The 24,195-nt window shown below is 58.3% G+C and carries 25 protein-coding genes, 1 tRNA gene and 2 pseudogenes; 15 read left to right on the forward strand and 13 right to left on the reverse strand.

What is annotated here, in order from left to right; all coding sequences use genetic code 11:
• Positions 1–524 precede the first annotated feature (524 nt).
• Positions 525–1,540: pseudogene (locus AC2FLM_RS13885) on the forward strand (IS481 family transposase).
• A 78-nt stretch (positions 1,541–1,618) separates the two neighbouring features.
• Here the strand turns inward: AC2FLM_RS13885 and AC2FLM_RS13890 are convergent.
• A pseudogene (locus tag AC2FLM_RS13890) lies at positions 1,619–1,735 on the reverse strand (transposase); the annotation flags it as partial.
• 184 nt (positions 1,736–1,919) lie between these two features.
• On the opposite strand from AC2FLM_RS13890, the gene AC2FLM_RS13895 reads away from it, so the two are divergent.
• Positions 1,920–4,403 carry a calcium-binding protein gene (locus tag AC2FLM_RS13895; RefSeq protein WP_496858675.1) on the forward strand — a complete coding sequence of 828 codons (2,484 nt, stop codon included), beginning with the start codon at positions 1,920–1,922 and terminating at the stop codon, positions 4,401–4,403.
• A gap of 208 nt (positions 4,404–4,611) precedes the next feature.
• Here the strand turns inward: AC2FLM_RS13895 and AC2FLM_RS13900 are convergent, their stop codons facing one another.
• A complete protein-coding gene (locus AC2FLM_RS13900; RefSeq protein WP_496858677.1) occupies positions 4,612–4,827 on the reverse strand; it encodes a hypothetical protein in 216 nt (71 codons plus the stop codon).
• Between the two features lie 201 nt (positions 4,828–5,028).
• Here AC2FLM_RS13900 and AC2FLM_RS13905 point away from each other — a divergent pair, with 201 nt between their 5' ends.
• From AC2FLM_RS13905 to AC2FLM_RS13955, 11 genes are all read left to right on the forward strand, one after another.
• Entirely contained in the window at positions 5,029–5,451 is a 423-nt protein-coding gene (locus AC2FLM_RS13905; protein ID WP_496858679.1) for a tyrosine-type recombinase/integrase, read from the forward strand.
• A gap of 219 nt (positions 5,452–5,670) precedes the next feature.
• Positions 5,671–6,912, forward strand: coding sequence for a tyrosine-type recombinase/integrase (locus tag AC2FLM_RS13910; RefSeq protein ID WP_496858681.1), 1,242 nt, complete (start codon positions 5,671–5,673; stop codon positions 6,910–6,912).
• A 183-nt stretch (positions 6,913–7,095) separates the two neighbouring features.
• Positions 7,096–7,341, forward strand: a complete 246-nt coding sequence (locus tag AC2FLM_RS13915; RefSeq protein WP_496858683.1) for a helix-turn-helix transcriptional regulator — start codon at positions 7,096–7,098, stop codon at positions 7,339–7,341.
• Positions 7,342–7,447: 106 nt separating this feature from the next.
• Entirely contained in the window at positions 7,448–9,919 is a 2,472-nt protein-coding gene (locus tag AC2FLM_RS13920; RefSeq protein WP_496858685.1) for an AICE element replication initiation protein, read from the forward strand.
• 618 nt (positions 9,920–10,537) lie between these two features.
• Positions 10,538–10,804, forward strand: coding sequence for a hypothetical protein (locus AC2FLM_RS13925; protein ID WP_496858687.1), 267 nt, complete (start codon positions 10,538–10,540; stop codon positions 10,802–10,804).
• A 516-nt stretch (positions 10,805–11,320) separates the two neighbouring features.
• Positions 11,321–11,908: a hypothetical protein gene (locus AC2FLM_RS13930; protein WP_496858689.1), complete on the forward strand. Its 588-nt coding sequence runs from the start codon at positions 11,321–11,323 to the stop codon at positions 11,906–11,908.
• A complete protein-coding gene (locus AC2FLM_RS13935) occupies positions 11,898–12,287 on the forward strand; it encodes a hypothetical protein (protein WP_496858691.1) in 390 nt (129 codons plus the stop codon). The genes AC2FLM_RS13930 and AC2FLM_RS13935 overlap by 11 nt, the downstream gene beginning before the upstream one ends.
• A 2-nt stretch (positions 12,288–12,289) precedes the next feature.
• On the forward strand, positions 12,290–12,877 hold the full coding sequence (locus tag AC2FLM_RS13940) for a hypothetical protein (RefSeq protein ID WP_496858693.1): 588 nt from the start codon (positions 12,290–12,292) through the stop codon (positions 12,875–12,877).
• A complete protein-coding gene (locus AC2FLM_RS13945; RefSeq protein WP_496858695.1) occupies positions 12,874–13,128 on the forward strand; it encodes a hypothetical protein in 255 nt (84 codons plus the stop codon). Before AC2FLM_RS13940 ends, AC2FLM_RS13945 begins: the two co-directional genes overlap by 4 nt.
• Complete coding sequence (locus AC2FLM_RS13950; protein ID WP_496858697.1) at positions 13,118–13,900, forward strand: terminase large subunit domain-containing protein; 783 nt, start codon at positions 13,118–13,120, stop codon at positions 13,898–13,900. Before AC2FLM_RS13945 ends, AC2FLM_RS13950 begins: the two co-directional genes overlap by 11 nt.
• Positions 13,885–14,622 carry a hypothetical protein gene (locus AC2FLM_RS13955; RefSeq protein ID WP_496858698.1) on the forward strand — a complete coding sequence of 246 codons (738 nt, stop codon included), beginning with the start codon at positions 13,885–13,887 and terminating at the stop codon, positions 14,620–14,622. The genes AC2FLM_RS13950 and AC2FLM_RS13955 overlap by 16 nt, the downstream gene beginning before the upstream one ends.
• Positions 14,623–14,809: 187 nt before the next feature.
• Here the strand turns inward: AC2FLM_RS13955 and AC2FLM_RS13960 are convergent, their stop codons facing one another.
• From AC2FLM_RS13960 to AC2FLM_RS13995, 8 genes are all read right to left on the reverse strand, one after another.
• Complete coding sequence (locus AC2FLM_RS13960; RefSeq protein WP_496858700.1) at positions 14,810–15,241, reverse strand: hypothetical protein; 432 nt, start codon at positions 15,239–15,241, stop codon at positions 14,810–14,812.
• Positions 15,238–15,627, reverse strand: a complete 390-nt coding sequence (locus AC2FLM_RS13965; protein WP_496858702.1) for a hypothetical protein — start codon at positions 15,625–15,627, stop codon at positions 15,238–15,240. The genes AC2FLM_RS13960 and AC2FLM_RS13965 overlap by 4 nt, the downstream gene beginning before the upstream one ends.
• 9 nt (positions 15,628–15,636) lie before the next feature.
• Positions 15,637–17,007, reverse strand: coding sequence for a DUF8370 family protein (locus AC2FLM_RS13970; RefSeq protein ID WP_496858704.1), 1,371 nt, complete (start codon positions 17,005–17,007; stop codon positions 15,637–15,639).
• 158 nt (positions 17,008–17,165) lie between these two features.
• Entirely contained in the window at positions 17,166–17,519 is a 354-nt protein-coding gene (locus tag AC2FLM_RS13975) for a hypothetical protein (protein ID WP_496858706.1), read from the reverse strand.
• A complete protein-coding gene (locus AC2FLM_RS13980; protein ID WP_496858708.1) occupies positions 17,516–18,142 on the reverse strand; it encodes a hypothetical protein in 627 nt (208 codons plus the stop codon). The genes AC2FLM_RS13975 and AC2FLM_RS13980 overlap by 4 nt, the downstream gene beginning before the upstream one ends.
• Positions 18,139–18,753, reverse strand: coding sequence for a hypothetical protein (locus AC2FLM_RS13985; protein WP_496858710.1), 615 nt, complete (start codon positions 18,751–18,753; stop codon positions 18,139–18,141). The genes AC2FLM_RS13980 and AC2FLM_RS13985 overlap by 4 nt, the downstream gene beginning before the upstream one ends.
• Positions 18,750–20,060, reverse strand: coding sequence for a hypothetical protein (locus AC2FLM_RS13990; RefSeq protein WP_496858711.1), 1,311 nt, complete (start codon positions 20,058–20,060; stop codon positions 18,750–18,752). Before AC2FLM_RS13990 ends, AC2FLM_RS13985 begins: the two co-directional genes overlap by 4 nt.
• 190 nt (positions 20,061–20,250) lie before the next feature.
• Positions 20,251–20,326: transfer RNA gene (locus AC2FLM_RS13995), tRNA-Lys, on the reverse strand.
• A 209-nt stretch (positions 20,327–20,535) separates the two neighbouring features.
• Between AC2FLM_RS13995 and dapF the strand changes: the two genes are divergently transcribed.
• Both dapF and mtaB read left to right on the forward strand, forming a co-directional pair.
• A complete protein-coding gene (dapF, locus tag AC2FLM_RS14000; RefSeq protein WP_234177831.1) occupies positions 20,536–21,375 on the forward strand; it encodes a diaminopimelate epimerase in 840 nt (279 codons plus the stop codon).
• Entirely contained in the window at positions 21,372–22,628 is a 1,257-nt protein-coding gene (gene mtaB, locus AC2FLM_RS14005; RefSeq protein ID WP_496858712.1) for a tRNA (N(6)-L-threonylcarbamoyladenosine(37)-C(2))-methylthiotransferase MtaB, read from the forward strand. The genes dapF and mtaB overlap by 4 nt, the downstream gene beginning before the upstream one ends.
• A gap of 79 nt (positions 22,629–22,707) precedes the next feature.
• Here mtaB and AC2FLM_RS14010 read toward each other — a convergent pair whose 3' ends face one another.
• From AC2FLM_RS14010 to AC2FLM_RS14020, 3 genes are read right to left on the reverse strand one after another with little or no spacing between them, the layout of a single operon-like run.
• Entirely contained in the window at positions 22,708–23,229 is a 522-nt protein-coding gene (locus tag AC2FLM_RS14010) for a helix-turn-helix transcriptional regulator (RefSeq protein ID WP_234144572.1), read from the reverse strand.
• Positions 23,226–23,792, reverse strand: a complete 567-nt coding sequence (locus tag AC2FLM_RS14015) for a cytochrome b/b6 domain-containing protein (RefSeq protein ID WP_234182455.1) — start codon at positions 23,790–23,792, stop codon at positions 23,226–23,228. Before AC2FLM_RS14015 ends, AC2FLM_RS14010 begins: the two co-directional genes overlap by 4 nt.
• A gap of 6 nt (positions 23,793–23,798) precedes the next feature.
• The gene (locus tag AC2FLM_RS14020; RefSeq protein WP_496858715.1) at positions 23,799–24,053 is read right to left on the reverse strand and encodes a PepSY domain-containing protein; all 255 of its coding nucleotides are present in this window, start codon (positions 24,051–24,053) and stop codon (positions 23,799–23,801) included.
• Positions 24,054–24,195: the final 142 nt, after the last annotated feature.

Here is a 24,195-nt window from a genome sequence, read left to right on the forward strand (position 1 = left end):
GTTGGCCATCCGTCCAGCCCGGATTCGAATTCCGACAGTGTAGCCACGCGACCTTGGAACGGAAAGCGACTGTTTTCGCGGGATTTTTGCACTTGAACCTTACCGCCCGATCCCTTCGCAGCCTGGCTTTGGGCAGGCGACTGGATATCCGCTTCGTACCGAGACCGTGTGACAACTGCCAAGAACTCTGTCGTCATGCTCGGGGCCGCGAGACTGCATGAACGACGCGGAAGTGCACGAGCGAGCAAAAACAGATCCCGTTCGGGGCTGATATTGGCAAAAACCAAGAGGTTTCACACAGCCTCGACCGCTCTCACCCGCGAGCTGTCGAAAGATGCCCAAGCATTGAAATCCGGTGTAACCACTGCTGAAGCAGCCATGGCATCCAGAGTGTCAGGAAGCCAGCTACGCTGTGATTCTGCGAGACCAATGGACAAGGTACCCGATCTTTCTGTTGCGGACGTTCTTTGGCCCCAGCGTCACTGTTTGGTCCCACGATTTGATGGTGCAATCCATTGGTCGGAATGGAAGTAAGCACTACGGGACAAATTCGTCACGGCAGCGCCACGACCACGCACGCCATCCGAGCTACAATATAGCAATCGCAAGCTTCGACCGCGGCGCTGAGCCGGGAGCTCGGCGTCAACCCGAAGACGGTAGCAAAATGGCGCAAGCGCGAGACGGTCGAGGATCGCAAGACCGGTCCAACAGAACCACGTTTTACCATTCTCAGCGAAGCAGAGGACGCAATGGTGGTGGCCTTCCGTAGGTACACGCTCCTGCCGCTGGATGATTGTCTGTAGCCTTGCAGACCTCGATCCCGCACCTGACCCGGTCGGCGCTACACCGCTGCCTTCATCGGCACGGCATCTCGCGACTGCCAGATGTCGAAGGCGACAAACCAAAGCGACAGCGCTTCAAGCACTACCCCATCGGCTTTCTCCATGTGGACATCGCCGGGGCGCAGACAGCAGAAGGCAAGCTCTATCTTTTCGTTGCCATCGACCGGACCAGCAAATTCGCGATCGCCCAACTGGTCGAGAAAGCCGACAGGCGGACGGCTTGGGAGTTCCTGGAGCATCTCCTGGAAACCGTTCCGTATCGGATCCACACGATTCTCACCGATATTGGCATCCAGTTCGCCGACCAGCCCAGGAACCGAAACACCGCCTATTCTCGGCAGATGCGCTTCGACATGATCTGCGAAGCCAACGGGATCGAGCATCGCCTGACAAAGCCCAACCATCCGTGGAGTTCCGAGGATCAGAAAACAGTCCAATGGACTGTTTTCCCGAGGGACGGCCAGGTCGAGCGCATGAACCGGACAATCAAGGACGCGACCGTCAAACGCTTCCACTACGACAGCCACGATCAGTTTCCTGGCCACCTCGCCGACTTCATGGCCGCTTACAACTTCGCACGCCGCTTTGAAACGCTCAGCAGCCTCACGCCCAATGAATACATCTGCAAGATCTGGATTTCAGAGTCAGATAGATTCATTGTCGATCCGATCCACCAGATGCCGGGACTGAACACCTAGCCCTGTCTCAGCTTTTCTTCGGCGCCCATCGCTAGGCTCAAGCTCTCGTTCAGCTTCGCGTCCAGCGCGTCGTAGGTTGCCTCTTCGCTCAGCAAGCCACGCAACGCCTGCATTGACGCGATCTGCGAGCGTATGAGCAACGTCGCGCAGGCCGCCACCCGGGACGATCATGTGGATGTGAGGATGATGGGTCAGCTTGCCCGCCTTGATTGGTTGTCTCTTCCCATCAAGTCTTTGGGCCACATTGGAATGTGAATGGCGCGGATCTGATTTAGATCAAATATTCGAAATATAGAATCTTTTATGAGTCATATTTGAGGCTCGAACCGAAACTCAAGTTGCTCGGAGCCATGTAGACAGGTTCGCTAGGGAGGAAGCCATGTCGATTGTTCCAATTGCCACCTTGTCCAGCACAGTTCTCGATCCGGTCGCGACCAGCGTTCCGTTTCAGTTGAACTCGTCGACCTTCTCCAACCAGTATCGGGTCGAAACCGCACCGACGACAGCGGGTGGCTTCTTTGCCGTGTGGGAAGTTTCCGACGGACGCTACATCCCCGGATCTTGGGACCGCGATGTCACAAGTATCTATGGGAATTTTTTCGCCTCGGATGGAACCGCGTTGGGAACCGAGTTCCGGGTCAACACGGACCGCCAATATACACAGGAGCGCCCAGGCCTGACGCATTTGTCCGATGGCGGGTTTCTGGTCGTCTACGCGTCGTACGCCGATTCGGCAGGGAACTTCCCCTATGCCGACATCGTCGCGCAACGCTTCGATGCCAGCGGCGCCCCGGTCGGCGCCGAATACACCATTCAGACGACACCGGGCGTTGCCAGCGGCAACCCGGATATCACCAAGTTATCTAACGGCAATCTCGTGCTGATCTGGCAGGAGGGGTCGAGTGATACTCTGAAAGGGAAGATCCTGACGCCCACCGGGGGCACTTCGGGGGCAACATTCACGATCGCGGCGGCCACTGATACATATTTTATCCACGATTATGAATCGCCACAGGTAAAGCCCCTGACCGGTGGCGGTTTCGTGGTGACATGGACCGAAGACAATGGCAGCGGCAAGGATGTCTTCGTCCGGCAATACGACGTCGCCGGGACGGCGGTGACCGCGGCCCAGATGGTCAACACGACTACCGCGAACGACCAGCGACTGCCCGACGTCATACCGATGCAGGACGGTGGTTATCTCGTTGCCTGGGGGTCGGGAGGCCAGGAGCCGAGCGGCTACAACATTTACGCGCAACGCTATGACGCGAGCGGGAACGCCGTCGGGGGCGAGGTTCGGCTCAACACGACCACGACATCCGATGAAACCCATATCGAGATCGTAGAGCTGCCGGACGGCGGGTACGCGGCGGCCTGGACGCGGGGCTGGGTTGGCATCAGCTATACGTTCGATATCATTTTGCAGCGGTTCGACGTCGACGGTGCGAAGGTCGGGAACGAAATCGTGGTCAACACGGCAACGGCTTCGAACAAGCTGTCCTACATGTCCCTTCTAAACGACGGCACGCTGCTCATCGCTTGGAAACAGGATGGAGACATCTTCGCGCGCACATTTGACGTCCATCAGGTCGGTGGCGCGGGCAATGACAGCCTGACAGGCGACAGTGATCCCGAGTTGATCGTGGGGCAAGGCGGCAACGACACGCTGGATGGCCGCGATGGGAACGACACGCTGGATGGCGGCGATGGGAACGACATACTGATCGGCGCAGGCGGGGCTGATGAGTTGAACGGAGGTTCTGGCTTTGACATGGCGAGCTACGCAGATGCTGATGCGCATGTGAACCTCGATCTTCGTTCACAGGGCACGTCTGGGGATGCAGCTGGCGACACGTTCGCTTCTATCGAAGGTGTCTTGGGATCAGATTATGATGACTACGTGTATGGCGACAGTGCGGATAACTTTATCTTTGGCGGCCGTGGCCATGACCGTTTGCGGGGCGATGGCGGGAACGACACACTGGAAGGAGGTGCTGGCCGCGACGACATTCGGGGCGGCTCGGGCATTGACACGGCATCATTTTCCACCGCCGGATCGGGCGTGACCGCAAACCTGACGACCGGGGTAGGCACGCGCGGCAATGCCAATGGGGACACCTATGATTCGATTGAGAACCTGCTTGGCTCGGATCACGCGGATCTTCTGACGGGTTCATCGGGCAACAATCTGATCGAAGGCGGGCGTGGCAGCGACTCGCTGCGTGGGTCTGCTGGTGATGATACACTTGAGGGTGGCATCAGTGGGGATGAGGTGCATGGTGGTTCCGGCATTGACACGGCATCATTTTCCACCGCCGGATCGGGCGTGACCGCGAACCTGACGACCGGGGTAGGCACGCGCGGCAATGCCACCGGGGACACCTATTTTTCGATTGAGAACCTTCTTGGCTCGGATCACGCGGATCTTCTGACGGGTTCATCAGGCAACAATCTGATAGATGGCGGGCGCGGAAACGACACGCTGCGTGGGTCTGCTGGTGATGATCTGCTGCGCGGGGGCTTGGGCGATGATATCCTGAATGGCGGCTCAGGTGCGGATGAATTCCGCTTTGATACGGCGCTGAACGCGAGCACCAATGTAGACACTATTGAAAACTATTCGATCACGGATGATTGGATCAGCCTTGATGACAGTGTGTTTGGTGCCATCGGTTCCAGCCTGTCCTCCAGCGAGTTTCACATCGGATCATCGGCGCAGGATGCAGACGACTACATCATCTACAACCAGACAACCGGCGCACTTTACTACGATGAAGACGGCATCGGCGGCGCAGCGCAAATCCAGTTCGCGACCCTAGACACAGGGCTAGCGCTGACGGCGTCTGAGTTCGAAATTGTGTGAAGCCGCAGCCATGCCTGCACCGCTTTGGAACGTTGGACAAATTGGCAAACCGCGTGCTGACAGTAAGCTACGGACGGCAGGAGGTCAAAAAGTGAAGAGACGATAAGGCGTTGATAAAAAACATTACTTTTTCAACCCAAGCGGGCGAGGTATCTGCTGTGAATCAGTGGGTCGCAGGTTCGAATCCTGCACGGCTCACCACTTCTCATCAATTATCCTTTCCCTGTTTGGGTTTGGTGTCGGATTTGGCGAACCGTTTGGGAAGGTTCGCTAAATTGTGCTCGCCATTCGGGCGGGCGATCAGTTTCTCAATCGCGGAATCGGCCATGCCTTCGCGGCCTGCGGCCTCGGTGTAACGCTGGACCAGGGCTAGCGTTTTGTGCCCGGCTACCGCGCCGATCTCGTGCGCAGTCGCCCCAACCAATCCACGTCGCCGGACTTAGCAGCTTCTACGCCAGCAGCGACATGTTGATCGTGCAGTTCCTCGTCGATGACCAAATGCCTCTCATTTGCAAGAAGTCTCAGTATCTCGATCAAGAAATCTGGGGTTTCTCGGCGGAGTTGGGGAGCGACTACGGGTCGGAGGCTTTCGTTCAGCGGTACGAAGACGCAACGCTCAGGCGGCATGCTGGTGTTCGTGCCGATCCACCCGGACCTGGCCGAGGTTCTGGACAAGTTGCCGAAGGACCGCCCCTTCCTGGCCACCCAGAAAGGCACCATGCGCTCTGCCGGTGGGCTGGGCAATCTCATGCAGCGTTGGACCGAAGACGCCAAACTGCCCCAGTGTTCCGCCCACGGACTGCGCAAGGCTTGCGCGCGACGTCTAGCCGAGGCCGGGGCAACCGCGCACGAGATCGGCGCGGTCACAGGACACAAAACTCTGGCCCTGGTGCAGCGCTACACCGAGGCCGCAGGCCGCGAAGGCATGGCCGATTCCGCGATTGAGAAACTGATCGCCCGCCCGAATGGCGAGCGCAATTTGGCGAACCTTCCCAAACGGTTCGTCAAATCCGACACCAAACCCAAACAGGGAAAGGATAATCGATGAGAAGTGGTGAGCCGTGCAGGATTCGAACCTGCGACCCACTGATTAAAAGTCACCCACTGACATTTATAGGTAGACTGCGGGTTGGCGCGATAATTTAGCAAAAACAACGTCTTATTTACATTTTCAAACGAATATCAGTCGGTTGACAGTGCGGGTTGGCGCAACTTAGTGTTGTGGCGTGTTTGAAAAAACGTTTGAAAGTGGACCACGGAGAGCACCATGACCGCAACACTGAACCTCGACAGCGTGACGCAGGTGCGAAACGCTGCGAAAGACAAACCGAAGTCAGGCACCGTCTGGTATTCGCACGATGGCGACAAATACCCCTGTCTCTATCTCGGCGTCGGCAAGCGCGCCGCCACTTGGTATTTCAAAGGACGTTTAAACGGGAAGTCGCGGCAGAAATCGCTTGAGGCTACATTCCCGGACACGACCGCTGCGCAGGCATTCGCAAAGATCGACGCGCTGGCCGTCCATCACGGCAGCGAAACGACCTCCGAGATCAAGAAGGTGCGCGATGCGTGGAAAGAGTATCGGGCGGGTGCAACAGCAAAGCAGAGCACACTAGACGACCAAGAAAGCAAACTTAAGCGATATGCCGAGGCGATCCTCAACAAGTCTCCCACCTCGGTAACGTTGCTCGATGTGCGGCGCTGCCTTCTTGCGATCCCGTCCGTATCCACGCGCCACCACGTCAAGGCAGCCTTGAACAACGCGTACTCAATCCTCGACATTCCGTCGCCCATCCCGCGCGGCAAGTTGAAGGCAAAACAACTCGGCAAGGTGCGCAAGCGTCCGACGTTTTGGAAAGAGCTTTGCGACGCCAACCCAGAGATTGACCGCCGCGACTGGTCGCCAATGTGGCAGGCGATCATGGCTGTGAAAAACCCTCTGCGGCGGACCGCTTGGATCGTGATGTTCTTCACCGGCATCCGTTCGGACGACGTGCGTTCGCTGCGTTGGGATCAAATCGACCTCGCCCGCAAGACGATCCGGCTGGACGACATGAAGAACGGCGAAACCCGCACGCTTCCCATCTGCGATACTGTGGTTGCCGCGCTGTCAGCCATCCGTTCGAACTACGCGTTCGTGTTTCCCACGACCTCGACGAAGACCGGCGAGACGATCTATATCGACCACCTCGACACGCTCATGCATCCGACGCTGAAAGAAGACACAGGCAAGTTGGACTATAAGGCGAACCCGATCCTCAAGCCCATTCCCGTGCTGCGTCAGCACGACACTCGCCACCATTTCACCTCAGCCTGCGGCCCTGCTCGTGTGCCGTCCTACGCGGCTGCATTCCTGCGTGGTGACATTACCTCCGACAATCGGGACGACGACATGGTGATGGAGTATCAGGAAGACCTCGATTTGCACGACTTGGTCATGGACATCGAAAAAGTCATCATCGACCGAATAAAGGTAACACCTGCTTTCGAAGTTGCGGAAACCGATTGAGTGCACCATTTTCGAATTGCGCCAATGCCGCGTCGTGAGACGCCGCGCACTGTGATGGTGGGCGTGCAGCATATCCTCAGGGCAACGTTTGCGGCCTACGTCCAGAGGTGAGGGGAAAAGCGCCGCCGGTAGCAACGGAAACCCGTCTGTCTGATTAGGACATGACGAAAGGACTCTGTTGCAATGTCCACAGACCAAATCCGTGCGCTTGAGCGCCGCATCGAAGATCTGGAAATGCAGATCACTACCCCAAGACTTATGACGCCCCGTCAGGTGTGCGACTTCCTCCAAATCTCGGAACGCTTGTTCTATGAGTGGAAGGCCGCAGGCGACAGCCCGCCCGCGATCTATTGGAGCGAGCGCACCGTTCGCTACGATCTCGACGCCGTGATGGCATGGGCGAAGCAAAAAGAAGTGGGGCAGGCATAAGGCCCGCCCCACTGGATCAGCGTCAACACGAAATTTGGAATAAGTCGGTTATACATGCTGACTTGGCGACGCTGAACCGGTGAAGCGGGTCCATCCTGATAATGGCATGGACAATATTCAGCAGCTAAAACAGATCGCCGAAATGAGTGGCGGTTACTCGAAACTCAAATGGGTCGATGGGAAGAAAGCCTATTACCCGGCACGCGATGAAGGCACCCCTCGCCCGATCACCGACGACGTGATCCGTGCGCACCTCGACGGCTCGCAGCCCATCGGGATCAACATGAACACCGGAGACGGCAAGTCACACTTCGCTGTCTTCGACTTCGACGATCACGACGGCAGCGTTGCCCCACAGGTGATGCGCACCCGCGTTGGGTTCGTCGCGGGAGTCCTGCATCGCCACGGCACTCCTCACTTCGTCGTGCGGTCGGGCGGTGGTCGCGGCTACCACATTTGGATCGTCTTCGAACGCGCCTCCCGCGCCGACTATGTCAGAAAGCGGATGCGCGAAATTCTGAACGAGGCGAACACCGCGCTTGCGCAGTCGCCTTGGGACCACGAGAAATTTGTGCCCGACGATGGCAAGGGCAAAGGCATGTTTCATTCGACGGACACGATCCATGCCCGCTCGCCGCGCCCAGATCAGCCCGACAGCTACAAAGTCGAACACTATGTGGAGCTGCTGCCCAAACATGGCGAATGGCCCGTTATCGCCCTGCCGCTTGCCCTTGAGAGCGTCGCCATGACACCGACGGGATGGTCGGACGCGGGATACATCGAGTTCGAGGAAGGTGGCGATCTCGTCGTGCAGAAGGCCAAGCCGTCACGCACCGGCCCGAAGGCAGGTCAGACCAAGAAGGAGATCGACGTTGACGCAGCGGTTGCGGCCTTCGCCAAAGCACGTCCCGGTGGCGACTATCACCAGTGGGTGTCTGCGGGGTTCAATATCCTCGCCGCGTTTGGGCAGGAAGGTGTCGCGCAGTTCATCGCCTATTCGCAGGCGACGGACGGTTTTGAAAGCGACAATGATGCCCGCGAGAAGTGGAACGACCTCTCGAAGCGCAAGCCCAACTGCAAGGCGGCGACGTTCTGGGCCTATGCCTGTGCAGGCGGCTACCAAGGCGGATTGCCCGACGACGTGAAGCTCAACGGCTCGGACGTGGGGCGCGAGATTTTGACCGACGTGATCGAAAACGTCGATCTGTTCCGCGACAAGGACGGCACCGCCTACGGGGGTATCTCGCCTCGTCGCGCCGTGCCCATCGACTCTCAGGTGTTTGCCGACTGGCTGCGACGCAAGGCGTATGAGGCAGGCCAGGTGGTGTCTGCCGAGACTGTCACGTCCGTTCAATCGCTCGCCCGTGCCCATTGCTCAGACGTGCGCGAGGTGCATCTGCGCGTCGCCCGCATCGACGAGACTGTCTATGTCGATCTCTGCGATGTGGAGGACAACGTGGCAAAGATCACGAGCGAAGGGGCATCCCTTGTCGGTGACGATGAATGGTGCCCGACGTTCCGCAGATCGAAGCAGATGCCCCTCTCCGCCGATCTGGCGGGCACAATCGACGACGTGCGGTCCATGATCAACCTCGACGATGATCAGTTCGTTCTGTTCATGGCGTGCGCTGTGAAGATGTATTTCCCCGACAGCCCATCGCCCATCGTCAACCTGATTGGTGAGTATGGCTCGGGCAAAACGTCGGCCACCATCGTCATGCGCACCTTGATTGATCCTGTCCCCGCGATGGTCGCCTATGGCGAGACGAGCAAGCCCGAAGACCTGCTCATCCGCTGTTGGCACAATGGCGTGCTGACCCTTGAGAACATGTCGAACTTAACCAAAATCTCCGACTTGCTGTGCGGTGTCTGCACGGGCATGGGGTTTGAAGTGCGGCAGTTGTTCACCAACCGTGACCTTAGCACCCTCTGGGTGCGTCGCCCGGTGATCGTCAATGGCATCGACCCGACCAAATACGCGTCTGACCTGATCTCGCGCATGATCGAAATTGAGTTACAGCGGCCAGAGAAGCGAATCCGCGAGACACAGTTCGAACGGGATTTGGTCGATAAGGCTCCGCGCATGGTTGGCGCGATGTTCAACCTCGTGCGGGATGTGCTGCGCACGCTGCCCGAGATTGACAATGTGCCTGACGACCTGCGCATGGCCGAGTTTGCAACCGTTGGAGAGGGCGTCGCGCGCCTGATGGGCAAGGAACCCGGTTGGTTCGTTGACCGCATGATGGACATGCAGGAGGAAGCGCAGGATGAGGCAGCGGACGACTCTGCCACCATGCAGGCGCTTTCAGAGGTCTGCCAAGGCATCGCGCGCGGGCGGTTTTGGGGGTCGCCTCAGGAATTGCTGACGCAAATGCAGTTAGCAGCGGACGGCAACTCAGGTATCCGCGTGTCGGGCCTGCCAATGACTGCATCCACGCTGTCGCGCGAGCTTGGTTCATTGAAGGGCGTGCTGCGTCGTCGTGGCTGGGAGATTGAGAAGAAATCTCGCAAGTGGCTGATCGTTCCGCCCAAGGACGTTTCAGCCGAGGAGTTGGAGCGAATGATGGCTGATCACTGATTTCGGTGAGCAGACCAACAAACGATGGGCGGTGTCTTCGGGCATCGCCCGTTTTCGTGCAGGGTATGCAGGAAATGCAGTGGGGCGCATTATAGCGAAACTATTAGTTGGTTAGTTGGTGACGTCTTCACCGACCAACCAACTAATTTTCCTTACGCCTGTAGGGGGGTGAAATAGCGTCATTGCCTGCACGGTTGCGGGCGGTGCCACGAAAAGTCCGTGCCTACCTCCTCCCGCTATCTCTACCTGCTTGACGCGAGATGGTCGCATCTACCCGCTTCGAACGCCGCCGACTGAACACATATCAGTAGGGGCGGTGCGAGTTTGCCTAATAAAACAAGACGGATGCGAGGAAGTTCGCCGCAGTTTCAAACGCGCTATCAAACGGCCTGCGGAAAAGACCTCAAAACCCGTCACCAAGGCTGACATATGTTCGGCATCCCCGCGAATTGCGCCACCTGCTTTTGCCCCACCTCCACCTCATTCCCCGGAACAACGCCCCAACGGCGGGTGATACGCATGTCATGCTGGGTCTGCGCGCATCGGGAATGGCCTAGCATCGGCTCTCCTAGCTGCCGCGATGAACCCGGTGCGCGCCACTGCAAAAAGGATATGACAATGACCATCACCGCGACCATCGACGAGCATGAAGCCGTCACACTCACCTACACCCGCATGAACACCACGTCGAACCTCGGCGTGCCCGACGCCGCCAAGTTCGCGGACGACCTCAAATCGACGCTCGAACCCGAACAGGGCAACATCTACCGCGACGGCTATAACGTGCTTGTGCAGCCCGAAGGCGTGACAGTCGAGGTGCATCCCCATTCGTTCCCGATCCCGTGGCAGCACATCGCCTCCGTGGTCGATCAACTGCGAGCCTGATGTTTGGGGATAGCCCCCAATCGCCTGAGGCGGCATTGGTCACGGCAATCATCATGCAGGCCTACCGTGACCTGTTCGTGACCGCAAAATCCGACGGCCAAGCGGCCTTTACGACGCAGGCGGAGCAGGATCGGGCAATCGCCGTCCTGACGGATCGAACTGGCCCACACGCCCGCCACCGTGCCTTCCTGTGCAGCCTGATCGGATGGGACGGGAACGTACTAGGTGAGCGTGTTCGCCGCATGATGGAGGGTGCCGACTTCCCGATGCCGACGGATCGAACGCCCGCGGCCCAACAGCGCCATGCGGAAGCCGTCGAAGACATTCGGGCGCGTTGGCTCCACCTAAAAAACACCCCTTCAAAACGCGCTCCACCTGCTTCTCCGGTCGGGGCATCCAGGGCTGCTTGATAAGTTGTTCGCATGACGGATCGGCGGTCCTTTCATGTCCTAATCAGCGAAACGGACATGGGCTTCCGCCTGTGTCCGTTTTGTTTAGGAACGAAAGGATCTCAAAATGGCCGACGATACATCCGCCGCCCTCAAAGCTCTCATTCAGCAGGTTTCCGCGCTCACCGAGACTGTGGGGCAGCAGCAAAAGAAACTCGACGGGTTGCGCGACTTCAATACGCGTATCTTGGACGAGAAGAAGGATATGCAACGCCGCCTCGAACAGCAGACCGAGACGGACAAGCAACTGGCCGATATGGGCTATGAGCGCGCCGCTGACGGCAACTACTACCCCAAAGGGACCAAGCCCGCCCACACCCTGACACGCGCGGAGGCGCGCGACCCCGCGAAGTATCGTGCGGCCAAGGAAGCGGCAGCGAAGATCGGTGCGACGTTGGAGATCGTCGATCCCGACAAACCCGACGACACCCACCGTCGCGGTCGCGGCAATGTCGCGACGACAACGACCACGGTCATCAAGGACGAGGATCAGCGGGTCGCCTACATGCGCCGCGATGTGATGGGGTCAGACCCGCGTCAGTATCAGCGCCTGCGCGCCGAGGGCATGACGGTCAAATCCTGGGACCAGCGCGACGACCTGCCACAGCACATGCAGACGAAACTCGCGCTGATGGAGAAATCCCATGACGCCTGAGGATCGTGCAACCTTGGAATGGGCCTATCGCGTCGTGCTTGGCTTCTCCGCCGAAGACGAGGTGTTCGTGCTGCGCGACCTGACTGTGGTCACACAGCACGACCATGCCCAACTCGACCCGTCAGAAAGCGCGCAGGACGCGTTGATCGTCGCCTTGGCACAGGTGATGAAGCTCCGTCTGACTGGCGTTCAGGCTGGCAAGCTGCGCTGCGATCTCGTCGCGGCGGGCATGAGGGAAGAGGCGGCAAATCGCGTTCATGATCATCTGGTGGACATCTCCGTTGGCGAGTGGACCCGCCTGAAAGAGCGGATCAATTGGTATCGCGACGATACATGCTTGCCCATTCCCGCCTCAACCAAAGCAGCGGGAGTATCCTGAAAATGGCAGGGAACAAAGGCAGCGGACGCCCAAGCACGATCAACACGCACCCCGAGAAGAAGACGATCATCAAGCAGATCGTCCTTGGGGAACACGGTCTGCCCGGTGGCATGTCGAAGGCGCAGGTCGCGAAACGTGTCGGGATGCACCCGGATTCCGTCTCGCGCTACCGCAAGGAACACATCACCGAGGAAATGGAACGCGCGATCTTGGCCGAGGCGCGTATCGAACCCTTGGACGGGGCGACGCGCGTTCTCAACGACGAGCGGATGGACGTTGCGCGGACCTATGAAAGCCTCGCGCGGCGTGTCGAAAAGCTGATCACCAAGGCCGAGGAAGCGGGCGACGATGGTTTCGCCCTCGCTTCTATGGAAGGTCTGCGGAAGGTGCTGCGCGACATTGCTACCATGCAGGGCAAACTCGCAACCAACCTTTCGGTCTCGGTCACGCTCGCGGAATCGCCTGAATGGGTGACGCTCAAATCCATCCTGCAAGCCGTCTGTGACGAGGTGCCCGCCGCCCGCGAGCCGCTGCTTCGCCACATGCGCCACCACGTCTTGTCGGTCACGAAAGAGGAGCAGGTGCTATGACCCATCGAGATTTCGAGGGCTGGGAGGAATACAGCCGCCGCCGTGCCGCCGCCAAGGAGGCCGGATCGCCCGATTGGGCGCGCCTGCCGCAAAGCCGCGATGTGATGCTTGAAGAAGGCGGCAAGCTCTACTTCACGGGCATCCCCTGCAAGAACGGGCATGTCTCGCCGAGAGATGGCAATCGGAACTGCACCCAATGCAGCGTCGCCAATATGCGCGCCTATTACGAGCGGCAGAAGAATGCCGTTTGACGCCCTCCATGACTGGTGCGTGGGCCTCGAACGTGATCTCGATCCCGTCGCGCGCCTGAGCCACTGGATCGGTCATGCGCCTGATCCTTGGCAGGTCGAGGCGTTCACCACGCAGGCGTCAGAGATCGCCCTGCGCGTAGGCCGTCAGGCGGGCAAAACCTCGGTGTTGGCCGCGCGTGCCGTTGAGGAATTACACGTTCCCGACAGCTTGACCATCTGCGTTGCGCCCGCCGAACGGCAAGCCAAGATCATCGCCCGCGAGATCGGGCAGCAACTTCGCCGCACGGATTTGGTCATCACGCGTTCGACCTTGACCGAACTCGAAATGTCGAACGGTGCCCGCGTGGTCGCGCTGCCGTCCACGTCGGACACGATCCGAGGCTATCCGTCGGTGTCGTTGCTGATCATCGACGAGTGCGCCTTCCTCCAAGGTGAAAACGGCGGCGAAGACCTGATCTCAGGCGTCCTGCCGATGCTGACGAAAGACGGGCAGGTGTTTTTCAGCAGCACGCCCGCAGGCAAGAACAACTACTTCGCGCGGTTGTTCCTCGACGCCAAACCCGGCGACGGCATCCACCGCATTGTCGTGCGCGGCACGGACATTCCGAGGCTGGCCGAAAAGGTCGAACGGATGCGCCGCACGCTGTCTGCGACCAAATTCCGACAAGAAATCGAGGTGGAAATGTTAAGCGATGGCCACGCCTATTTCGACCTCGCAATCATCGAACAAGCCACAAGCAAAACAGAGGTCGCGATATGCCCCAAGATGTGAACTATGAACCCGAATTGAACCTCGTCTACCTGCCCGATGGCGAGGTGGTGAACGAGACCAACCAAGACCCCGCAATCCCGCGTATCTCAGGGTATCAACGCTACTGGGTCGCTGCTGACCTCGGTCAGGCGAACGACTTCTCGGCGGTCATCGTGATCAAGGACCAAGCGTTGCCCATTTTGGACGACGGCAAGATCATCGTCGGCCCGCGCGAGCGCACCGTTGTCTACGCCGACCGCTTCCGTGGCGTGTCTTACGTCGATGTGGTGGACCATCTCGTGCGCCTACGCAACGCGCCGCCGTTCGGAGGGAAGTCAGAACTTGCCATCGACGGCACGTCCATCGGGCGCGTCGTCTCGGACATGCTCTGGGATCAAGGCGTCGATCACAAAGCGGTGCAGATGACGGGCGGGCAGGATTGGTCGAAGAAGGGGTCGCGGTATGTCAACGCAGGCAAAACCTTCATGATCGAAAATCTCGCCGTGCTATTCGCCTCGGGCGATCTCAAATTCGCGCCCGACTTGCCCTTGCGCGACGAGATCGAGGCCGACCTGGCTTCCTTCGCGACGACGACAACGGCGGCAGGCAATCAGATCATCAGCCAAAGCCGTAGCGCGGGCGGACACGGCGACTTGGGCATCGCGCTGATCCTCGGTGGGTTCGCCTCGCAATACCTGCAAGCAGGCCTCGCCGTGCAGCAGACCCTTCGCGGGTGGTGGTGAATGCGTCTCTCTTCGCGCTCGCCAAACCCGCTTGGGTCGATGTGCCTTGAAATCGACGAGAGACCGGGGATTCTTGCGGCTCTCTGCGGCAACTCGGTGTGGTGCGGTGTCAGCGTGGGACAGCGCCGCCAACCGCGTTCTCTGACGAAGACAGAGCTATAGGGCAATCTGCTGCATTGCCCTTCCCCTATGCCCCTTCGTCGTCGTCCAAGTCTTGCTCATTGGATTCGAAGTCTGCTCTCAGAATTGCGACAAATTCGGCAGTCATCCAACGGCTCTCCCTCCAGATGTACTGATGATGACGTTCTTTGAATGATCGTAGTGCTGTTTTAAATTGGACCATCACGAGGACCGCGTCACTCACCTGCGGCAGCACCTCATCATCCAAAAGCTCGAGGTACTTCGTTTCAGGCTGTCCACTCAAAACAGTCATCAAGTTTTGGAGAACTCTATTGACGATCTTGACTTTGCTTGCGCTCATGGTTGCATCAGGCTTTTTCTTCGAAAGCTCTTTAACTTCCAAAAGCAACGCATTGAAAACATCGTTGCTTGCCTCGTACTCCTCAACGATTGCATCAGTAGTTACAAACTCAAGATCATACTCGTCTTCGAACCTCATCTCTTGCGCCCAATCTTGGTTGGAGGGCCTGATTCAATGGTTCCTATTTCCCCCGATACAACATAGTAATACCTACCAGTGCTGTTTCGCCTGACATTGTCAGAACGAAATCGTTCAGCTTCCTCCATGTACTGTGAAAGAATCATAGTTACGTCGCTATTAGTCGGCGCATCGTCACTATCGAAAACATCAAACTCTTCGAAAGGTTTGTAGTCGGAGCCCAAAACAGAGTTCCCCGCCTCAAGTACCTTGTTTATCATCTTGAGCTTGAACCCGTTTACGGAATCGCTCGGGCTTTTCTTTGCTAAAGCGCCGATCTCAGCATACATTCCCTGCAACTGCCCGATTAGCTTCTCGAGCTTTTCAACATCTTCGTTGGTTTCCACTTTTATCTCCTATGGGCACTCACGCCGAAACTCGACGTACTTTTTGTTCAAAATGTCAATCGGTTCTCGCTCCCTACTATCGAACACCTCGACCATTTGCTCCAAGTCCGCATCTGTCAAAGTGATAACAGCTTTTCGTTGCCCTGCCCAAAGGTTCACGGCGCGCTTAACTTCAGCTTTCTTCAAAGGGTTTCGAGTGACGAAAACGCCAAACTTGCCAAGCTCATCGGTTAAGTAGCGATTGATCTGATCGAAATGAATGCGCCCAACTTCAGCTACATTCTTCATTTCAAAAGTAATTTGGCGTGACCCGTAGTCGTCCATAAGCTCTTGCAGCAATGGGACCGAGCGAGTGTTGTAAAAAATTAGATCACGGATAGAAACACCGTCATCAGTCCTCGCTTGCACCTGGGCAAAATCAAGACTCGGATACAGGAGCGATGGAAGCAATCGCCCCACCAAGTTCTCATACTTAGTGTCCGCTCCACCCGTCTTGCCTGTAGGGAGTTTCTTAATCTGGGCGAATATGCGCTTCGCTGAGGTCACAGGAATTTGCGAGAACAATGGGTCATTCTCACAATCCTCGAAACTCCGCTCCTTTGCTTGGATGTACTTCTCTACCACACCGTAGTTATGGCGATTGTAGCTGAGGACTTTGACCCGCGTTAGTTCTTCCGGCTTGTGTGAAATCTCGTCTTGAGGGCAGTGCTTCTCATAGTAGTCGTCGTAGTTAATCCATGGGGCAAAGCGCATCCAGCGTTTGGGAACAAGGATGATCGGCGATCCATTTTCGGGATTTACAGGCAAGGCGACCCCTTCTTCCCGAACAAACTTGTTGGTTCGATAATCATACACATGATTGACAGTGCACGGCTGTGTGGGAACCCCGAGTTTTTCGCACTGGTCAATCGTGAAATCTATGAGAAAGGACTTCAAAAAGTTGCAGCTAATGTCTGAAATTCTGTCTTTCGAAATGCCTTCCACAAAGAACTGGATTTCCTCGAAGTGCCGGAAGCCATTCTGCTGGTAGTGCGGAATGCTCTTGAAGAGGTCTATGACCTCTTTTGCTTTGTCCGGTCCAATCCGCTTGCCCTTTCTGGTCAGCGATGTGCCAAGACCGACTTCATCGCACTCAGAGGCTATTATCAGCGTCTCAATTGCTTCGGACCCGCGCGCCTGAGAGGCCAACAGCCCAAGGTGGTTGAAGGCGTTTACTAGGCCCGTATGTAACGATTGATCCTGCTGCGAAGGTGATCGCCACAGCATAAACGGATCGAGGTAGAGCGGAATGTCTTCATCAAGAAATGGAATGGCAAAATCGAGATCGACTTGGGCCGCGTGAATACCATGATAGTCGGTGAGTCTTGGTCTGATTAACAATCTAGGTATGCACCTCGGGAGTTGTGCCAACTTGCGGTGAGCAACTTTGCAGCTCTGCAAATTGATACTAATACTGGGAATTTCCGGACCAAACATACCAGATGTGGGGGAAGTGGCGCAACACTTCACACCAAATACGTGCAGGTAAGCAGCTTGTCTTAATCGACGCTTCTGGCAGCTTCCCGCTGGCCCAGATACCGAACCACCATTTCAGGATCACGCATCGCCCTCCCAACCTTCAACAGTCGGGATTGATCAACGCGCACTTCTCTCTTGCCGCTAACCAGCAAGTAGTGCCGATGCGGGTCCGTGAGTTCGACTGCCTTGATCAGTTTGCGCGCAGCGGCGGTGTTCTGCTGCGGCGTTTTGCTCGGATCGCCGCGATAGCGGTCAAATCCTGTGCGATCTTGCAGTTCGAGTTCGATTGTCTTGAAGGTTCGTTCTTGGGGTCCGGGCTGTGAAGGGTCATCGCCGCCAAAGAGCCGAAACAACTCCTGCTCGGACTCGATCATCCCGCACCCGGATTCACGGGCTGCAAAGAGGCGAGCCGGTCCCACATGTGGACCCGTTCGCCGCGATCAAAACTTGGAGCGAAGAATTTGGCCAAAGCCTTAGCGACTTTCGTTGCGACTTTGGCTTCGGGAGCTTCTGCCACTTCAACCGCCCGCTTTACAGTCACATATAGGAAGCCGTCTTCAATGCGCTTGTTCTCGGTTTCCCAGCCGTCGTCTGATAACTTTCCGAACACCTCACGGTGGGCGTCGAATTGATCCTCAAGATCGGCTCTGCGCTGCTCCTTGACGAGATTGGAGAATTCCGGCGTCAGCAGTTCTTGCTCGTCCGCATTAAGGTCGTCGCCACGTTCATACTTGGCCATGGCATCGTACTGGCGCTGGTGGTGCGCTTCGATGCGAGCGACTTCCTCCTCGGCCTCAGCAATTTGGGCCTCGATCTCGCTCATGCGGTTCTTGAGGCGGCTGACGCGTTTCTCGGCAGCGGTCCTAGCTGCAACCGTTTCCTCAAGCGCAGTCACAAAAATATCGTCGAGACGCGGGTTCAAGTCGCCGCCTACCACACGCTGTGCAACGGCAGCGTCGGGATGGTAAAAGAACCCGTCTGTGTATGTCTCGATCATAGGTTGATTCTGCCCTTCGAGGGCTTCACGATCAAGCCCTTTCCGTTTGGGAACGAAAATGAGGCTGGTGACGCTTCGGGATCATAAAATGTTGCGAGCGACATTACCTTGGCGATAGTTGCCCCATGCCAATACTGGTGATGCTTTTCGCCAGTGGTTTGCGCTGCAAATTTCACGACTTCACTCAGCCTTGCCTGTTTTGCTTTGGCGGTGACGATGGGAGGCACGGGCCGCCCCTTGCGCCAGTATTTCTCGATCAAAGGTCGGCAGCTTTCGGAAAGACGAGTGTTGGCTTGCGTCTCCGATGTGAACCAACGCCCATCCGCCCAAGTCAAGGCCAAGCCATCGTGGAAATCGCAGGTGACAGGTTCACCGCACATGGCTTTCAAGACAGCAACATCACGGGCGGTGAAGACAGCCGAACCAAGGTCTGCACCTACGTCGATTTCCACAATCGAACGATTGTCGGATGCATATAGTTTGCTCCCGGCCAGTTCGACGAATCCGAGCCATGGGAATAACTTCGTTCCTCGCCCACGAAACTTGTTGGCCTTTGTGAGCGCATCAAGAAACCCGCTGGGGACTGACTGTTTGCATTCCGGCTCGATCATAAACGGCCCTCAAACATTCGATCAGCCAGAAAGCGGTCTCGATCTTCCTTCATTGGATAGGCGCGCAACTCCTCACTGAACGGATAGGGCAGCGCTTCGCCGTCTTGGTATGATTTGACGCCGGGTGGTTGCCACTTAAACGCCTCTGAATAGGCCCTCAACTCCCCCATGCAGATCAAGCCTCGTGCCCGCTGATCGACTAGCGCCATGGGCCAGGGGAAATAGCTCTCGACCTTTCCTCGGATCCACTCTCGCTTGCGCTTCGGCAGAAAACTGATGTTGCGGTCGTTGCCGATCATCTTCTCATTGGCATTGAGGTCAAAGTCATCCATTTCAACGCCAATATGGTAGCCGCGATACCTCGGTTGCTGCTTTTCCGCGATGCGCTGGTTTTCTCGCTCAAGATCACCGTTTTGGGCTTCTTTGAGAGTAAAGTTGTTTTGACGTGTTGTTTGGGTTTCAAGGAGGTCCACTTGCCCCTGAAAGCCGTGCTGATTCCAAGCGGCTGAGTCGCCGGATGTCAGGCCCGCCTCCCGGATCATCTCATTGCCTGTGGTCGCGAGGCCGTGGGTTTCTACGTTGCAGGCCAGATCGCGCAACGCGAGCCTCGCGAGTTGTGCCCATTGGGTTCTTTCGGCCTCGGGCTTTGCGTTGTTGGGTGAGAGACACAAGTAGCCCTTCGCTTGATCGACGATGCTAAGCAATCGCTCCCTGCCCTCGCCTTGGTGAAAGACGGGCAGCACGCGGTCGCCAAATTCCGAGCGGAGGGCCGAAAGGTTTCTATCCGACTCCTCGAACGAATATTGCAGTTCCGCTTGCGTCGGATCGCGCCCCCGTTCACCGGGGATGGAATCAAGGTTGATCAGCCACACTTCATCAAACAGACCGTCCGCTTCCGTGAGAAATCTTGTGTAGGCAGCGAGGACTTCGTCGAGCGTTACCCTTGCCCCCGCGTTCCAAGCGGTGAAAGCACCCGAGTCGAGCATTATGTGCGACGGGAGAGTCGCGGAACGATTGTTGCTGGCCTCCCGCAAAGCGACCGCATAAGGCACCCAACGCTCCGCGATCCCACGTTGCGCGAGTAGCCGAGATTGCTCCCGGTCCCGGCGTTCAAGTTTGGCGAGCAACGCCGGTTCGTACTCGCATTGTTCATCAAACGTCCGAACACCTGCCTTTGCCATCGAGAGCCATTTCATGACCTCACGGGCATAGTCGCCGTGCATGGAGAACAGCCTGTGCGAGCACATCTGGTTTTCCAGCGCCTGAAAGGCGTCGTTCTTTGGTGTGCCGGACATATATAGGTGCATGGTGGCCTCCTGACACAAAAGGTAGCAACCACAAGGCGATCAGGAAACCGGAAAGCGCAATCCCGATGTTCTGACGGTTTCAAACGATCCCAAGGCCCTACCGAACCGCATGTTGGAAAAATGTTTGAAAAACGCGAAAACCGCCAAGCGAAGACTTGGCGGTTTTTCGTTTCCGATCAATCGGTTGAAGTGGTGAGCCGTGCAGGATTCGAACCTGCGACCCACTGATTAAAAGTCAGTTGCTCTACCAACTGAGCTAACGGCCCACTCTCTGTCCGGTCTTTCGACCCGTGGCGCTCTCTAAGCTAATTCACCGATCAGGTTCAAGAGCTTATTTGCACCTCGTGTCGCTTTCGTTTCCGGCGTGTCCGGCGACCCGATAGGCGGCCTAATTAGGCAGGTGGCAGAGGGGGGTCAACCCCCTTTTTTGCCTAATCCGCGCAGCAGGCTGGAATAAGTTCCCTGGCAGCGTTATATGCCCGCCATGGCACAGCAGACCACCGGTATGACCTTCATGAAGATGCACGGGCTGGGCAACGATTTCGTCGTTGTCGATGCGCGGGCGCATCCGGTCGACGTGACAGCTGCATTGGCTCGGGGTATCGCGCATCGCCATTTCGGCGTGGGATTCGACCAGTTGGCGCTGATCGAACAGGGCAAGGGCGACGCGCATCTCGTATTTCTGAACGCCGACGGTTCAACCTCGGCCGCCTGCGGCAATGCCACCCGCTGTATCGCACGGCATCTGATGGACGAGACCGGCAAGACCGAGCTGCATCTGACCACCGATCGCGGCGACCTTTATGCGCGCGACGCGGGCAACGGGCTGACCTCGGTCAATATGGGGGCGCCGCAACTTTTGTGGCACGAGATCCCGCTGGCCGAAGAGATGGATACGCTGGAACTGCCCATCGAGGGCGGCCCGACCGCTACCGGCATGGGCAATCCGCACTGTACGTTCTTCGTCGCCGATGCCGAAGCGATCCCCTTGGCCGAGTTCGGCGCGCGCTACGAGCATCACCCGCTCTACCCGCAGCGCACCAATGTGCAGGTCGCACAGGTAATCGGCCCCGACCATATCCGCATGCGGGTCTGGGAACGCGGCGTCGGCATCACCCTGGCCTCCGGTTCCTCCTCCTGTGCCACCGCCGTGGCCGCCGCGCGTCGGGGCCTCACGGGCCGCAAGGTACAGATCGACCTCGACGGCGGCACGCTCTGGATCGACTGGCGCGACGATGGCGTCTGGATGACCGGTCCCACCATGCATGTGTTCAGCGCCACGCTGACGCCCGAATTCCTGGCCAGCCTGGGATGAGCGCGCCCAAGTTCACCACGCTCGGCTGTCGTCTCAACGCTTATGAGACGGAAGCGATGAAGGAACTGTCGGCGCAGGCAGGGCTCGACAATGCCGTCATCGTCAACACCTGCGCCGTCACGGCCGAGGCCGTGCGCAAGGCGCGTCAGGAGATCCGCCGCCTGCGCCGCGAGAACCCCACCGCACGCCTGATCGTCACCGGCTGCGCCGCCCAGACCGAACCCGAGACCTTCACCGCCATGGCCGAGGTCGACGCGGTGATCGGCAATACCGAAAAGATGCGGCCCGAGACCTGGAAGAGCATGGCCGCCGATTTCATCGGCGAGACCGAGACAGTACAGGTCGACGACATCATGAGCGTGACCGAAACCGCCGGTCACCTGATCGACGGATTCGGCACCCGCAGCCGCGCCTATGTGCAGGTGCAGAACGGCTGCGATCACCGCTGCACCTTCTGCATCATCCCCTATGGCCGCGGCAACTCGCGCAGCGTTCCGGCGGGCGTGGTGGTGGACCAGATCAAGCGTCTGGTAGATCGTGGCTATAACGAGGTGGTGCTGACCGGGGTCGACCTCACCTCCTGGGGCGCCGACCTGCCCGCAGAACCCAAACTGGGCGATCTGGTGATGCGTATCCTGCGGCTGGTGCCCGACCTGCCACGCCTCAGGATCAGCTCCATCGACTCGATCGAGGTGGACGAGAACCTGATGCAGGCCATCGCCACCGAACCGCGCCTGATGCCACATCTGCATCTCAGCCTGCAACATGGCGACGACCTGATCCTGAAACGGATGAAACGCCGCCATCTGCGCGATGACGCCATCCGCTTTGCCGAAGAGGCCCGCCGCCTGCGCCCCGAGATGACCTTCGGCGCCGATATCATCGCCGGCTTCCCGACCGAGACCGAGGCGCATTTCGAGAACTCGCTGAAACTGGTCGATGACTGCCACCTGACCTGGTTGCATGTCTTCCCCTATTCCCGGCGCGAGGGCACGCCCGCCGCCAAAATCCCCAGCCAGGTTAACGGCAAGACCATCAAGGACCGCGCCGCCCGCTTGCGCGCCGCAGGCGACAGGCGCGTGGCGCAGCACTTGGCCCAACAGGTCGGGCGCAGCCACCGCATCCTGATGGAAAGCCCGCAGATGGGCCGCACCGAGCAATTCACCGAAGTGCATTTCGACACGCCCCAGCCCGAAGGCCAGATCGTCACAACCACGATAACCGGCACTTCTGGCAACGTGCTGACCGCCTGACGACGCCCTCGGGCTTCTTTCTGGTCGGCAATACTCCGGGGTGAATTGCCCGAAGGGCAAGAGGGGCAGCGCCCCTCTCTTATTCCGGATCAACCAGCAGCTCTTCCATGAAGAGGCTCAGGAACTGGGTTCGCCCATCGACTCCCGCTTTGGCATAGATCGCAGCCGATTGCGCGCGGACCGTGCCCGCCGCTCGGCCCCGAACCGTAGCGATGCTGTCATTATCCAGCCCCTTGAGGATCATGAGTGCCACATCGCGCTCGGCGGGTGTCAGCCCCCAATCGGCAAAGAAACCCTCGATCACCTCGGCCATCTCACCGCGTGCCGCACGCAGGCCCGTGGTGACCCGCTCCATCCGCAAGAGCAATTGGCGCAGCTCGTATATCAGCACACCCAGCCCGGTGCACAGAACCAGCGCCACACCGCCTTCCAGCCACAGATGCGTGGGGCCGTCGTTGTCCCCCGCCCTCAGGTCGGCAAGAACGTCGCCAATGAAGAACAGGGCACAGAGAGCCTGCAATACGATCATCCAGGCGAGGATTGCAGCCCGGCGCTCATCCGCGTCGCCGGGCCGCATCAGGGGGCGCAGCCAAGTGGTCATCTATCCGAGCGGATCACGGGTATGCGCTTGCGTCCTGTCACCATGGCGCGCGCCAGCGGTACCCCGGTGCGCCATTGATCGAACAGCACACCGCCCACATGCAGGACGACCGAGAGCATCAGCCAGCCAAAGGCCGCCTCGTGCAATTCCTCGACCCAGTCGACGCCAAAGAACGTGACAGTGCCCATCATGATGCCGGTGGCGCTCAGCGCCAGCAATGTCAGCCACAGGTTATAGACCATCAGCGCCCCCAGGGGATTATGCGACAGGTGAACCGTGCGCTCTCTCCGCAGCATCGCCCATAGGTGCCCCAGAGCGGCAGCCGGGTTGGGCGGAAAGGCGGTGAAGCGCGCCGGTTTCGGCCCAACGATACACCACAAGAGCCGCAGTACAACCAGCGCCAGTACGGCATAGCCGACCTGCTCGTGCAACGCGCCATCGGGATCGGTCAACGCGCTGTTGATCAGCACCCCCAGCGCCACCCCCCAATGCGTCAGCCGCACCAGCGGGTCCCAGACGCGGATCTCGCGGGCGCCTTCGCGCCCGCCCGGTGTCCCGGCCATCCAGCCTTACTCCATCTCGATCTTGCTGATCTTGCCGGTCTTGGGCTCGACATAGACCTCGGCCATCTTGCCGTCCTTGACCACATAGGCCTCGATCTTGCCGTCCTCGTCCTCGATCTTGCGAACGTCATAGCCCAGATCTTTCAAGCTGGTACGGATCTCTTCCGACGAGGTGCCCAGCTGTGTGTCGGTGGTCAGGTCAAGAGCCAACACCGGACTGGCGGCTAGGGCGAGCGCGGCGATCAGGGCAAAGGATTTCATGGAACATCTCCTGAGATTGCAACAGGCGGACCATCCGCCGTCTGTCCCGAAACTGGCGATGCTCCGGCCCTATCGCTATCGAACAAGGGCTTATTTTGCTGAAATAAGCGCCTGCTGATGGGCGCAAACTAACGCCGTGATG

The sequence above is a fragment of the Ruegeria sp. SAZD011 genome, from assembly GCF_059612545.1.

Excerpts from the sequence above, each read along its gene's own strand:
- AC2FLM_RS13975 (WP_496858706.1), bottom strand. The coding sequence starts at position 17,519 with ATGATCGAGTCCGAGCAGGAGTTGTTTCGGCTCTTTGGCGGCGATGAC.
- AC2FLM_RS13920 (WP_496858685.1), top strand. The coding sequence starts at position 7,448 with ATGGACAATATTCAGCAGCTAAAACAGATCGCCGAAATGAGTGGCGGT.
- AC2FLM_RS13960 (WP_496858700.1), bottom strand. The coding sequence starts at position 15,241 with ATGAGGTTCGAAGACGAGTATGATCTTGAGTTTGTAACTACTGATGCA.
- mtaB (WP_496858712.1), top strand. The coding sequence starts at position 21,372 with ATGAGCGCGCCCAAGTTCACCACGCTCGGCTGTCGTCTCAACGCTTAT.
- AC2FLM_RS14020 (WP_496858715.1), bottom strand. The coding sequence starts at position 24,053 with ATGAAATCCTTTGCCCTGATCGCCGCGCTCGCCCTAGCCGCCAGTCCG.
- AC2FLM_RS13925 (WP_496858687.1), top strand. The coding sequence starts at position 10,538 with ATGACCATCACCGCGACCATCGACGAGCATGAAGCCGTCACACTCACC.
- AC2FLM_RS13910 (WP_496858681.1), top strand. The coding sequence starts at position 5,671 with ATGACCGCAACACTGAACCTCGACAGCGTGACGCAGGTGCGAAACGCT.
- AC2FLM_RS13940 (WP_496858693.1), top strand. The coding sequence starts at position 12,290 with ATGGCAGGGAACAAAGGCAGCGGACGCCCAAGCACGATCAACACGCAC.
- AC2FLM_RS13980 (WP_496858708.1), bottom strand. The coding sequence starts at position 18,142 with ATGATCGAGACATACACAGACGGGTTCTTTTACCATCCCGACGCTGCC.
- AC2FLM_RS13945 (WP_496858695.1), top strand. The coding sequence starts at position 12,874 with ATGACCCATCGAGATTTCGAGGGCTGGGAGGAATACAGCCGCCGCCGT.
- AC2FLM_RS13955 (WP_496858698.1), top strand. The coding sequence starts at position 13,885 with ATGCCCCAAGATGTGAACTATGAACCCGAATTGAACCTCGTCTACCTG.
- AC2FLM_RS13930 (WP_496858689.1), top strand. The coding sequence starts at position 11,321 with ATGGCCGACGATACATCCGCCGCCCTCAAAGCTCTCATTCAGCAGGTT.
- AC2FLM_RS14010 (WP_234144572.1), bottom strand. The coding sequence starts at position 23,229 with ATGACCACTTGGCTGCGCCCCCTGATGCGGCCCGGCGACGCGGATGAG.
- dapF (WP_234177831.1), top strand. The coding sequence starts at position 20,536 with ATGCCCGCCATGGCACAGCAGACCACCGGTATGACCTTCATGAAGATG.
- AC2FLM_RS13985 (WP_496858710.1), bottom strand. The coding sequence starts at position 18,753 with ATGATCGAGCCGGAATGCAAACAGTCAGTCCCCAGCGGGTTTCTTGAT.
- AC2FLM_RS13895 (WP_496858675.1), top strand. The coding sequence starts at position 1,920 with ATGTCGATTGTTCCAATTGCCACCTTGTCCAGCACAGTTCTCGATCCG.
- AC2FLM_RS13905 (WP_496858679.1), top strand. The coding sequence starts at position 5,029 with ATGCTGGTGTTCGTGCCGATCCACCCGGACCTGGCCGAGGTTCTGGAC.
- AC2FLM_RS13935 (WP_496858691.1), top strand. The coding sequence starts at position 11,898 with ATGACGCCTGAGGATCGTGCAACCTTGGAATGGGCCTATCGCGTCGTG.
- AC2FLM_RS13915 (WP_496858683.1), top strand. The coding sequence starts at position 7,096 with ATGTCCACAGACCAAATCCGTGCGCTTGAGCGCCGCATCGAAGATCTG.
- AC2FLM_RS13950 (WP_496858697.1), top strand. The coding sequence starts at position 13,118 with ATGCCGTTTGACGCCCTCCATGACTGGTGCGTGGGCCTCGAACGTGAT.
- AC2FLM_RS13990 (WP_496858711.1), bottom strand. The coding sequence starts at position 20,060 with ATGCACCTATATATGTCCGGCACACCAAAGAACGACGCCTTTCAGGCG.
- AC2FLM_RS14015 (WP_234182455.1), bottom strand. The coding sequence starts at position 23,792 with ATGGCCGGGACACCGGGCGGGCGCGAAGGCGCCCGCGAGATCCGCGTC.